General features: G+C 34.6%; 9 protein-coding genes. 3 read left to right on the top strand and 6 right to left on the bottom strand.

Going from position 1 to position 12,698, the window contains the following annotated elements; translation table 11 throughout:
• Positions 1 to 19: 19 nt before the first annotated feature.
• Positions 20 to 721 carry a CoA transferase subunit A gene (locus CLV73_RS00490; RefSeq protein ID WP_100374948.1) on the bottom strand — a complete coding sequence of 234 codons (702 nt, stop codon included), beginning with the start codon at positions 719 to 721 and terminating at the stop codon, positions 20 to 22.
• 290 nt (positions 722 to 1,011) lie between these two features.
• Between CLV73_RS00490 and rplS the strand changes: the two genes are divergently transcribed.
• Complete coding sequence (gene rplS / locus CLV73_RS00485; RefSeq protein WP_089742977.1) at positions 1,012 to 1,365, top strand: 50S ribosomal protein L19; 354 nt, start codon at positions 1,012 to 1,014, stop codon at positions 1,363 to 1,365.
• A 227-nt stretch (positions 1,366 to 1,592) separates the two neighbouring features.
• Here the strand turns inward: rplS and CLV73_RS00480 are convergent, their stop codons facing one another.
• The 4 genes from CLV73_RS00480 to rpsA all read right to left on the bottom strand — a co-directional run bounded on the left by CLV73_RS00480 (position 1,593) and on the right by rpsA (position 8,385).
• Complete coding sequence (locus tag CLV73_RS00480; RefSeq protein WP_100374947.1) at positions 1,593 to 2,588, bottom strand: alpha/beta fold hydrolase; 996 nt, start codon at positions 2,586 to 2,588, stop codon at positions 1,593 to 1,595.
• A gap of 75 nt (positions 2,589 to 2,663) precedes the next feature.
• Complete coding sequence (locus tag CLV73_RS00475; protein ID WP_100374946.1) at positions 2,664 to 3,641, bottom strand: EamA family transporter; 978 nt, start codon at positions 3,639 to 3,641, stop codon at positions 2,664 to 2,666.
• Positions 3,642 to 3,777: 136 nt separating this feature from the next.
• Positions 3,778 to 6,375 (bottom strand): T9SS-dependent M36 family metallopeptidase, encoded by a 2,598-nt coding sequence (locus tag CLV73_RS00470; RefSeq protein WP_100374945.1) that lies wholly within the window; start codon positions 6,373 to 6,375, stop codon positions 3,778 to 3,780.
• A gap of 219 nt (positions 6,376 to 6,594) precedes the next feature.
• A complete protein-coding gene (gene rpsA / locus CLV73_RS00465) occupies positions 6,595 to 8,385 on the bottom strand; it encodes a 30S ribosomal protein S1 (RefSeq protein ID WP_100374944.1) in 1,791 nt (596 codons plus the stop codon).
• 314 nt (positions 8,386 to 8,699) lie between these two features.
• Here rpsA and CLV73_RS00460 point away from each other — a divergent pair, with 314 nt between their 5' ends.
• Positions 8,700 to 10,004 (top strand): DEAD/DEAH box helicase, encoded by a 1,305-nt coding sequence (locus CLV73_RS00460; RefSeq protein ID WP_100374943.1) that lies wholly within the window; start codon positions 8,700 to 8,702, stop codon positions 10,002 to 10,004.
• A gap of 73 nt (positions 10,005 to 10,077) precedes the next feature.
• On the opposite strand, the gene CLV73_RS00455 is transcribed toward CLV73_RS00460, so the two are convergent.
• On the bottom strand, positions 10,078 to 10,971 hold the full coding sequence (locus CLV73_RS00455) for an SMP-30/gluconolactonase/LRE family protein (protein WP_100374942.1): 894 nt from the start codon (positions 10,969 to 10,971) through the stop codon (positions 10,078 to 10,080).
• A gap of 269 nt (positions 10,972 to 11,240) precedes the next feature.
• Here CLV73_RS00455 and ccoG point away from each other — a divergent pair, with 269 nt between their 5' ends.
• A complete protein-coding gene (ccoG, locus tag CLV73_RS00450; RefSeq protein ID WP_100374941.1) occupies positions 11,241 to 12,683 on the top strand; it encodes a cytochrome c oxidase accessory protein CcoG in 1,443 nt (480 codons plus the stop codon).
• Positions 12,684 to 12,698: the final 15 nt, after the last annotated feature.

Raw genomic sequence — 12,698 nt, 5'->3', positions numbered from 1 at the left:
GAAACTGTAGGCTAAAATATTAATTTCTTTTTCTTACTGTTCTCTGTTCAATTCTTTTTTCAAACTTTTCACCCTGGAAAATTCTCTGGATCATGATTCCAGGAATGTGAACCTGATTCGGATCCAATTCTCCCGGCTCTACCAGCTCTTCCACTTCTGCAATCGTAATTTTCCCCGCTCCGGCCATCGGATGGTTAAAGTTTCTCGCTGAACCTTTGAAAATCAAATTTCCAGCATGATCCCCTTTCCAGGCTTTTACAATTGAAAAATCAGCTTCGTAAGCATGTTCTAAAATATGTGGTTTTCCTTTGAACTCTTTTACTTCTTTTCCTTCAGCCACTTCAGTTCCGTAACCTGCAGGTGTGTAAAAAGCCGGAATTCCAGCCTGAGCTGCTCTGCATTTTTCCGCCAAAGTTCCCTGAGGAGTCAATTCTACCTCTAATTCTCCGGAAAGCATCTGTCTTTCAAATTCTGCATTTTCCCCTACATAAGATGAAATCATCTTCTTGATCTGTCTTTTATGAAGCAATAATCCTAACCCGAAATCATCAACACCAGCGTTGTTTGAAATACAGGTAAGATCCTTTACGTTACTATCTACCAATGCATTAATTGAATTTTCAGGAATTCCGCAAAGACCAAACCCACCCAACATCAGCGTCATTCCATCCTGAATTCCTTGAATCGCTTCTTTTGCATTTTTTACTCTTTTATCTATCATTATTATAGTATTAGATTTTCAGTTCTAAATTTAAACATTTTTGTGAAACCGTGAAAACAAGTTCATATAAAGCAATATTTAAGACTTTTATTAGAACCATTAAGGAATTAAGATAAATTAAGTTGCAGTATTGTTTTAAATTTCTATTCTATTTCTCATGTCTAAATTTCATAAAAATATTATGCAAGGTATTGGTTTTTATATAAAAAAGTTATATTTTTGCATCCTGTTATTCAACCTCTGACGATAACCGTGTAAGTTGCTTAGCTTTAACATTTTATTTATTAATAATGGATTTATTAAAGTACGTACAAGATAAGTACATTGCGAAAAAAGAATTCCCTGAATTCAAAGCAGGTGATACAATTACTGTGTATTACGAAATTAAAGAAGGACAGAAGACAAGAACTCAGTTCTTCAAAGGAACAGTTATTCAATTAAGAGGTACTGGTTCTACAAAAACTTTCACGATCAGAAAAATGAGTGGAGATGTAGGTGTTGAGAGAGTATTCCCAATCAACATGCCAGCTTTACAAAAAATTGAAGTGGATAGAAGAGGTAAAGTTAGAAGATCTAGAATTTATTACTTCAGAGACCTTAGAGGTAAAAAAGCTAGAATTAAAGACGTTCCTTACAAGAAATAATTCAGACAACAATACATACAAAAAGAGGCTTTCTATTCTAGAAAGCCTCTTTTTATTTTAGAGGACAATTTGATTTTAAATATCTCGTTTTTAACCACCCCGTCAAAAATTTCTTTGAAATTTTTGATACCCCTCCTGAGGAGGGAAATCTTGAGAATATCTAAATTATAATGGTTATTTTCTGTAAATTATTATTTTCATTTCCAACACTCTCAGCTTTAAACTTCCTATCTAATAAACTCATACAAAGCGTTCCAGAATTTGTCATAGACTTCTATATGCGGAAGATGACCTACATTTTCAATTTCAACCAATTTTGAACCCTCGATCTGCTGCTGGGTTTTCTTTCCTAATTCCTGATACTGGCCCATTTTTGATTGTAATTCTTTCGGAGCTCTGTCTTTCCCTATGGCTGTTCTGTCTCTTGTTCCGATAATTAATAAGGTTGGAACTTTGACATTTTTAAACTCATAGCAAACCGGCTGATTGTAAATCATATCTGAAGTTAAAGCTGCATCCCAGGCTACTTTTGGATAATCAGGATGTAACGTCCAACCTGCAATTAAATCCAGCCATGGTTGATATTCTGCTTTCCATTTATTATCATAATAGAATTTCAGCTGATAATTTTTATAGGTTTCAGCCGTATTTTTAAGTTCTGACTGGTATGCCTGATCTATTGTCTGATAGGCTGCAAAAGTTTTATAATCTTCCAATCCTATTGGGTTTTCCAGGATTAGCTTCTGGACTCTTTCTGGGTATAACAAAGTAAATCTTGTTGCTACCATCCCTCCCATTGAATGTCCTAAAACAACAGCTTTATCAATTTTTAATTCATCCAAAATAGCTTTTGTATTATCTGCCAATTGAGAAAATGAAAACTGGTAGCTTTGCGGTTTTGAAGATTTTCCAAATCCGATCTGATCCGGAATGATCACCCTAAAACCTTTTTCGGAAAGATCTTTTGCTGTTCTTCCCCAATACGCTCCGTTAAAATTTTTGCCATGAAGAAGCAAAATTGTTTTTCCGTTTGATGTTTTTGGCTGTACATCCATATAAGCCATTTTCAAATCGTTATTCTGAGATTTAAAATTAAGAAAATGCACTTCATAAGGATATTTGTAGTCTGTAAGTTCCACATCCAAAGGTTTGACCTGAGAAAAAGCAAAATTTGAAGCAATCGACAACATTAAAGCAGCACTAATATTCTTAAATTTCTTCATACAAATCATTTTAAACATTAAAATTAAAAAACCGTTCCCAAAGAAACGGTTTGTAATGTATTAATTATAATTTTTTTAAGATAATTCTGGTATCATACTCCTTCTGGGCGGTAAATTCATTAGAACAATAGCAAAAAGAATCAATGCAATTCCAATCCATTGAATGAAAACCACTTCTTCTCCCAATAAAACAAAAGCCATCGTCACGGAAACAGGAAGCTCTAAAGATGAAACAATACTTCCTAATCCCAAACCAGCATTCGGAAAACCTATATTAAATAAAACAGGAGGAATAATAGTACCAAATAATGACAGGACCAAACCATATTTCCAAAGAATGGAGTAATCAAAAGCACGAATATGTTCTGTATTTTCTGTAAAGTTTAAATAAACCGACTTCAGTCCATCTATATATAAAGGTCCGATCTGAGCAAAAAACAAAAATGCAAAAATTACTATAGACCCACCACAAAGCATAATAAAACTCTTTCTGAAAACCGGAAGATGTGTAGCCAGCGTGTTGGATGTAAACATGGTCAGCGTATAGGAAGCTGCTGCCATTAATCCCCAGAAAACACCTTTCCAGTCAAGCTCAATTTTCGAGTTAACTAAATTGGTCGCTAAAACAGTTCCCAGCAAAACAATAATTACAGATATTATCTTTCTGGTATTAGGTAGTTTTTTGGTCATAAAACTTTCAACCACCACACTGAACCATACAGACTGCATCAATAGAACAATAGCTACCGAAACATTGATATACTGAACAGAGATATAATAAAATAGACTTGTACAGCCCAATGAAGTTCCTGCTAACATTAGATTTCTTACCTCTTTAGAACTTGGAGTTGATAAGTCTTTTTTAGAAGTTGCAGTTTGAATAAGGTTTAAAATTAAAAGTCCAACTAACCCTAATACAAACTGAGAGGTGGTAACTTCAGATGTTGTATACCCGTCCTGATAAGCAAGTTTTACAAATGTAGCCAACATACCATATATACTTGCTCCGATTCCTACAAATAAAACTCCTTTAAAAATATTTTTCTTCTTCATAATTCATTTTTTGAACAGCCTGCAAAGGTAAGGTATAATAATTAAAATTTTCGCTGATAAAACCATTATAGATAAATAAAATCGCCGCGAGCAAAGCTCGCGGCGATTTTATTATATTAAGCTATAGAATTAACTATTATTTTTTAACAATAACTTTTGAAGCAGCGTCAATACCAATGCCTTTTATTTTTACAATATACGTTCCGGATGTTAATCGATCTGTTGAAACCGATTTCTTAGCTTCCGGTGAAACTTTATCTTCTGACGAAACTAATTTACCAGACATATCGTAAATTTCTACACTTACTTTTCCAAGAGTATTACTTGGAAAGTCAATAAAGAATTCATTTTTAGCCGGATTCGGATAAATTGAAATCGTATTTGCCTTAACAGATTTAACTTCTTCAGTTGCCAATACACATTCTGTCGGTACTGTGAAGTCTTCCACCTGATCATTAATATTTGTTTTCGATCCTGCAGAAGCATTCACCCCTAAACCTCTTTTGGCAAAAGTTCTCCAAATCATACATTTATCAGCACCTCCTGTCGTAGCCAGTTCAGCTGCTAATATTGCATCTCTACCATCAATAAATGTAGGATTACAGATTTGAAGCTTTAATGCATCTGTAACAAGCTGCAAAACCCTAGAGCTTCCATTTGTTGTTCCTGACATTACATCTGAAGCATATCCATATTTAGCAACATATTGCCAATGAAGATCCCAAAGCATTGTCGCCCAAACAAAACCAATAGAGTGTACATCCGGAACCAGAACACCATTTGATGTATATTCCATTCCATTAGTATCTCCATATGTAAAATCATTAACAGTAAAATCTGGAGAATATTTCGCAGGCCTGATTCCTCCACCTGTAATAGACTGCCCTACTGCATAAGTACCTATTCCTCTTGCTACAGACGCATTATCTCCCGTCTTGTTCGTTAACATTAAAGCAAAGAAGTCCGACCAACCTTCGCCCATTTGTTCTTTATCAGAAGATGAGTTTAAGCATCCAGCACCCGTACCTGTTAATCTATTTGAAATTCCGTGTCCATATTCATGAGCAATAATTCCATTATCAAAATCTCCGTCTGGAGTAATTATTGTAGACGGATCATTTTTAAGAGTTACATTTACTATAGTATTAGCTGACAAATGAGTTTTTATATACGATCCTTCAGTATTACCGATAAAAACTGATGGAATCGTAATAGTAGCATCACTTCCAGACATTGTTAAAAGAGTATCTCCATTTGTTGCATCATTATAGACAATTGCAGCAATAGCACCTGCATTTTGTACATTTTTTACTTTTACAGTAAAAGCGCAGGTTCCTCTTTCCACTAAACCAATCTTACCTGTAAGAGATCCTACAGGCAGAGCTGTACAACCATCTGTAGCCGATGCTAACTGAATATTTCCAGTAACTCCTGTTGCTGTTAAAGCACTACCAAATTGAGCAGTCCCCGCACCTGGTTGTCTAGGAACAGCAACAGTCGGTGCATTATAAAAAAATAATCTAGGTGTTGTAGCTGACCAAAGATACATCTGCATCCTTGGCTTATTCCCATCTGCAGGAGATGCAAAGTTTGCATTATTAGTCCCCCCTCCATCTTGTGCTTCAGCATTTACATAATCATTTCCAACTCCACCAAGTCCAAAGTTTGTATTTTGGAAATTTCTTGCCGCCGGTGTAAAGCCAAATGCATAAAAAATATCATGCATTTTATTATTCATATAAAATAAATTAGTAATAGCTGCACTTTGATTAGTAACAGAATCACCATAAATATTGAAAGGATAATTAAAATTTCGAGAAGTCCCTCCATCAGGAGAAAACCCAGGAGTGTTTGATGCTAAAGTATCCTCATATGCATATGCATTATTACCTCTTGTAATTGTATAATGCGTAGTTCCATCATAATGCCACCCATCAGGAGAAGCTGTCAAATTCCAAGGATTACTTACAATAGCTCTCGGACCAAATGTTGGAGCTTCCAATTGTAATGGAAAAATATTATATGAAGCATTATCAGGTACTAAAAGCGAAAATTTTTGCTGGCTCCCATTTAAAGGCCCCACAAATTCACTTTGATAGTTAGTAAGATCATGTGAAAAGGCATCATTATGGAAATTACATGACAAATTTAAATCGAGTTTGCTAATAATATTTCCGTCAGTTGCATCTACAAGAATATCCCAATAATTTGATGCATCTGGTTCAGGAAGAGAAAATTGGTACGCCAATTTTAAAATATCACCATCTTTTACATAAACTAAACGCTGTTTAGCAACATACCCTGTTTCTGGTTCTATATCAAAAAAACCTAAAATTGGATAAGCTGCAATCTTTTGTTTTTGAAGATTTTCTGAAATTTTCTGAAGAGCAGTAGTTTTGCTAATACTAATATTATTTGCAACCGAAGAACTGTAATCCTTTAAAAAGGTATCTGTATAATAAATTATTTTATTATCTCTTATGAGGGCTGTACCTTCTGCATTATATACAGGAAAACCATTATAAGTTTGCTGAAACTTCACAACACTTCCATTTAAGGACTTTGAAGTATCTACATTATCAACAATAAAGTTGGTAAGATCTGACTTTTTATATTCTCTTAGTTTATTTTGAGAAATATAGTCTTTAATCAGCTTTTCATTATCTTGCGAAAATAAAGAGGAAGGTATTGCCGATAACACAGCAACTAAAGCAGGTAGAATTATTTTTTTCATTTCAACTAATAAAGGCGCTAATATAATAATAATTCATAATATAATTTAATTTTATTTAAAAATAAGATAAAATTATAAGGTTATTTTTTCCATTTCACTAATACTCTCTAAAAAGTGAATTTATAACAGATCTACAAATCCTATAGATCCTCGATTTCGGGACTAAAAACAAAAAAAACCACTCAAATGAGTGGCTTAATATTTTAAATGTTATGAAGATTATTTACCTTCTTCCATTTTTCTTTTCAATTCTGCTAAAGCATCAATATCTCCAAGAGTCGATCTTTCCTCATTGTTTGAAGAAGAAGTCACATTTCTAGAAGCAGATTCTTTTACATTTTTCTTCTCTTCATCTCTGAAGATACCTGTATGAGAAACTACTACTCTCTTGAATTCTTTGTTGAATTCGATTACTTTAAATTGAGCCTCTTCACCTTTCTTGATTTTAGATCCATCTTCTTTCTCTAATAATCTTGATGGGCAGAATGCTTCAACCTCAGCATCTTCGAATTGTACAGAAGCACCTTTATCATGAACTTCTACCGCTTTACCAGCGTGGATAGTTCCTTCAGCATACTTCGTTTCGAATGCATCCCATGGGTTTTCAGTCAATTGCTTGTGACCTAGAGATAATCTTCTAGCCTGGATGTCTAATTCAAGAACTACAACATCTAATTTATCACCTACTGCACAGAACTCAGATGGGTGCTTGATTTTCTTAGTCCAAGAAAGATCAGAGATGTAGATTAATCCGTCGATACCTTCTTCTAACTCTACGAATACCCCAAAGTTAGTGAAGTTTCTTACAGTTCCTACATGCTTAGATCCTACAGGATACTTAGCTTCAATGTTTTCCCATGGATCTTTAGACAATTGCTTGATACCAAGAGAAATTTTTCTTTCGTCTCTGTCTAAAGTAAGTACTTCAGCTTCCACTTCGTCACCTACTTTTACAAAGTCACCTGCAGATCTCAAGTGAGTTGACCAAGACATTTCAGAAACGTGGATCAATCCTTCTACACCTGGAGCGATTTCTACGAATGCACCATAGTCAGCAAGAACGACTACTTTTCCTTTTACTTTGTCACCTACTTTCAAGTCAGCAGAAAGAGCATCCCAAGGGTGAGCTTCTAATTGCTTCATACCCAATTGGATTCTTGTTTTCTCATCATCAAAGTCAAGGATAACAACTTTTACAGTCTGTCCGTCCTCAAGGATTTCAGATGGGTGGTTCACTCTAGACCAAGAAAGGTCTGTAATGTGGATCAATCCATCAACACCTCCAAGGTCGATAAACACACCGTAAGAAGTAATATTCTTAACAGTACCCTCAAGAACTTGTCCTTTTTCTAACTGAGCGATGATTTCTTTTTTCTGACCTTCGATATCTGCTTCGATCAATGCTTTGTGAGATACAACTACGTTTTTGAACTCAGGGTTGATTTTCACAACTTTGAACTCCATAGTTTTACCTACGAACTGATCGTAATCTTTAATTGGCTTAACGTCAATTTGAGAACCAGGTAAGAATGCTTCGATTCCGTGTACGTCAACGATCATACCTCCTTTAGTTCTAGATTTCACAAAACCGTTTACGATTTCTCCAGTTTCGTGAAGTTCATTTACTTTATCCCAAGCTTTAAGCGTTCTAGCTTTTCTGTGAGATAACTGTAACTGACCTGTTTTGTCTTCTCTTCTGTCAACCATTACTTCAACCTCATCACCTACTTTTAGGCCTTGGTTGTAACGGAATTCGTTAAGAGAAATAACACCTTCAGATTTGAAGTTGATGTCTACGATAGCTTCTTTGTCAGTTAATCTTACAACTTTTCCAACTAAAACGTCATTATCGTCTAGGTTGTTCAAAGATCCGTTGTAGATTTCTTCTAAATCGCTTTTTTCTTTTCTCGCATCTGCATCAAGACCTGATTCGAAAGAATCCCAATCAAATTGTTCTGGTGCTACGTTTTGGTTTAATAAAACCTCTGCTGAATTTGTCTCTTTTGACATTTTCTAATAAAATTTGTATTCCTTCTTTTTTAACGGTCTGAATAAATGCGGATTAAAAAATACGGAAGTAATTAATTTTGAGTTATTTACTTTTCAAACCTTCTCGCCACAAAAGTGGGTGCAAAGATAGGGATTTTATTTAACATAAACAATAATTTCCAGTATATAGATTTCAATCATAAATCACTGACAGACAATATTTTTATTTAAGATTAAGAAATTTAAAAGATTATTGTCATCGCTAACAAACAATAAACCTTGAACCTAGACGACCATCAACTAACAACCAATAACGAAATAACTATCTTTGCACCATGGAATTAGAATCTATTTACAAAAAACTGCAGATTCAGGAAATGAATCAAATGCAGAAATCTACCTATAAAGCCACAGAAAATCAACAGGACGTTGTACTGCTCTCTCCCACCGGTTCAGGAAAAACATTGGCATTTTTATTTCCTGTTCTTCGAAACTTAAAGAAAACTTCCGGAATTCAGACGTTGATTCTGGTCCCTGCGAGAGAGCTGGCATTGCAAATTGAACAGGTTTTCAAAACCATGGGAACAGATTTTAAAGTTTCGGTTTGCTATGGAGGTCACGATAAAAAAATTGAGGTTAATAATTTGATTGAAGCTCCGGCCGTTCTGATTGGAACTCCGGGAAGAGTTGTCTATCATTTAAGAAACAACAATTTTGACCCCAAAACCATTCAGACTTTAGTTCTGGATGAATTTGATAAAGCCCTGGAATTAGGTTTTCATGATGATATGGAATTTATTTGCAATTCGCTAAAAGGACTTTCCCAACGAATTCTGACATCAGCAACCGCGATGGATGAGATTCCAAAGTTCACAGGATTAAACGATGAAAAAATCATAGACTTTTTAAAATTAAATGAAGCAAAACCTGATATTCAGTTAAAAAAAGTGATGACCATTCCGGAAGAAAAGCTGGATACGCTTTTTAATTTAATCTGTAAAATCGGAAACAAGAGAACCTTGATTTTCTGTAATCACCGTGAAGCTGTTGACCGTATCTCCGAACTTTTACGAGAAAAAGGAATCGACAGAGAAACCTTTCATGGCGGCATGGAACAGGACGAAAGAGAACGTGCTCTACTGAAGTTCAGAAATGATTCTGCAAGAATTTTAATTACAACAGATTTAGCAGCAAGAGGTCTTGATATTCCCGAGGTTGAATCTATCGTACATTATCAGCTGCCACCAAAAGAAGACGCTTTCATCCACAGAAACGGTCGTACCGCAAGAATGAATGCAAAAGGTTTCGCCTATCTCATTATGACGGAAGACGAAAATTTTCCTTTCATTAAAAAAAATACCCCCGAAGAAAGCGTTATCGGATTTAATAAGGTTCCGGGAAAAACGCCTTTTCAGACCATTTACATCAGTGCGGGTAAAAAAGACAAGGTGAATAAAGTAGATATTGTTGGATATTTACTTAAAAAGGGTGAGCTACAGAAAGAAGATGTAGGATTGATCGAAGTGAAAGATACTACTTCTTATGTTGCTGTTTCAAGAAATAAAGTAAACTCCCTATTGAAAAAGCTAAGCAATGAAAAGCTTAAAGGAAAAAAATTAAAAATGGAAATTGCATATTAAGGCTAAGATTTAGGTTAAGGTTAAGGTTAAGGTTAAGATTACTTATAATCTTAATCTTAACCTCGTTCTAAATTTACTTCCCTCCTTTCACTTTTGTTGGCAAAACATAGACAGATTCCGAAGCGGTAATAAACAGAATATTTCCGTTTTCACCTCCGAAAGTTACATTGGAAGTCCATTTTTCAGGGATCGGGATCTGATAGATTTTCTTTCCTTTCCTGTTAAAAACGGAAACTCCGTTTCCTGTCAGGTAAAGATTGCCAAATTTATCCAACGTCATTCCGTCTGAACCCATTTCACAAAAAAGCTTCTTTTCAGAAAGCTTTCCTTCACCAAGAATATCATAGACATACGTTTTTCCTGCATCAATATCTGAAACGTATAACTTTTTAAATTTCTCACTTCCTATAATTCCATTCGGCTGAGTGAACGTTTCCAATTTAGAGATTTCCCCTTCTTTATTTCTGTAGTACAGGTTTTTCTGAGGAATTTCCTGCTTAAAATTCACCCAATAATCTCTTTCATACAAAGGATCGGTAAAATATATTCCTCCAAAAGAATCTATCCACAGATCATTAGGACCGTTTAATCTTTTTCCTTCAAAACCTTTCGATAAAACTTCTACTTTTTTGTCCTTTGAAATTTTCCAGATTTCTCCATGATCATCAGAACAGGTTATAAGGTTATCTTCTTTATCAAAATAGGTTCCGTTTGCCCTGCCTGTTTTATCTAAAAACTCAACAATTTTATTGGTTTTCCAATCCCAGTAATAAATTTTATCATTAGGCTGATCGGTAAAATATACATTCCCATTTTTATCCGAAGCCGGACCTTCCGTAAAACTGAACTTATCAGAAACCTTTTCGGGCTTTACACCATCATAAAACATTTTGCTACTATTTACTGATTGACAACTTAGTAATACTAAAACCAAACCAACCCAGCCGGTTTTCAATATTTTTTTCATTCTGCACACATTTTTTTAATAGGCACAATTTACAACATGTATCATCGGATTCAAAGATTATTTTCTCATTTTGAAGCATTTATCTTAATATTTTAAAATGTCCGAATAATACTATTTAAGAAGAAGATAATATTAGTAGTAAAACTATTTAATTGAGAGATTTGCAGAAGCAGAAAGAATGAAAGAGCTCAATTTAAAAATTTTAAAAATGAGTATTTACTAAAAGCAATAATGCTTTCTGTACATGATATAATACAATTTCCAATACGATGAATATACAATCCGATAACTTTCAGCCGATAGAAACAGATTATGAAGACTTCAGAAATTCGGTGGGAACGATGGACCAATCCGGAAAGAGAAAGTGGGTATTTCCAAGAAAACCAAAAGGAAAATATACGAATTATAGAAACTATTTAAGCTACCTTTTACTCGCTTTATTTTTTGGTTTGCCATTTATTAAAGTCAATAACAATCCTATTTTCTTATTCAATGTAATAGACAGGAGATTCTTTATTTTCGGACAGCCTTTTTATCTTCAGGATTTTTTCATTCTCGCTTTAGGTGCTGTAACTTCTGTCATCTTCGTAATGTTATTCACTGTTGTTTTTGGAAGAATCTTTTGCGGCTGGCTTTGTCCACAGACCATTTTTATGGAAAGTGTTTTCAGGAAAATAGAATACTGGATAGAAGGAGACCGAAACAAACAGATGAAGCTCGACCGACAGGAATGGGACGCTGAAAAAATCAGGAAAAGACTTACAAAATGGACTCTTTTTGCTTTAATATCGGTAATTATTACCAATGTCATGTTTATGTATATTGTAGGTTATGAAGAAGTTTTTAAAATAATCACGGAAGGTCCTGTAGATCATTCTTTGAAATTCTTAGGAATGATCGGATTTGCTATAGCTTTCTACTTTACTTTTGCATGGCTCCGCGAACAGGTTTGCACGCTCGTTTGTCCGTATGGAAGACTTCAGGGCGTTTTAATTGACAAACAAACTATCAATGTGTATTATGATTTTAAAAGAGGAGAAAACCGTTCAAAATGGAGAAATAATGAAGATCGGAAAGCCGTAGGAAAAGGAGATTGTATTGATTGTCATCAATGTGTGGTGGTTTGCCCTACAGGAATTGATATCAGAAACGGGCAACAGCTAGAATGCGTGAACTGTACCGCCTGTATTGATGCTTGTGATGAGATTATGGAGAAAGTTGGACTTCCAAAAGGTTTGATCCGCTATGCCACGGAAGCAGAAATTGAAAACCAGGAGAAATTCAAATTCACATCAAGAATGAAAGCTACCGCAGCATTTCTCTGCCTACTGATCGGATTTTTAGGTTTTCTAATGTATGACAGAGGTACAATGGAAGCAAAATTCATTAAACCGGCAGGATCTACATTCTTTGTAAAAAACGGAAAGATTACGAATTCTTTTATTTATACCTTATTAAATAAGACCAATGAGAAAAAGGTATTGACTCTTAAGGTAGTTGCTCCTCAAAACGGTGAAATTGATTTCTTTGGACCTAATACAATTATTTTAAAAGGAGATCAGATTTTAAAAGGAAACATCAATATTACTTTCCCTGAAAAAGAAATTCAATTCTCAAAGCAAAATATGACCATCGGAGTTTTTGATGAAAAAGGTGAAATGGTAGATTCTTTTGAAACGATATTCGAAGGACCTTTCAAGCTTTTACTATAAATCAGGAATGTAAAC

The organism is Chryseobacterium geocarposphaerae (assembly GCF_002797535.1).
GTDB lineage: Bacteria > Bacteroidota > Bacteroidia > Flavobacteriales > Weeksellaceae > Chryseobacterium > Chryseobacterium geocarposphaerae.
The sequence above is the reverse complement of the archived record's forward strand: the minus strand, read 5'-3'. Positions and strand labels throughout refer to the sequence as shown.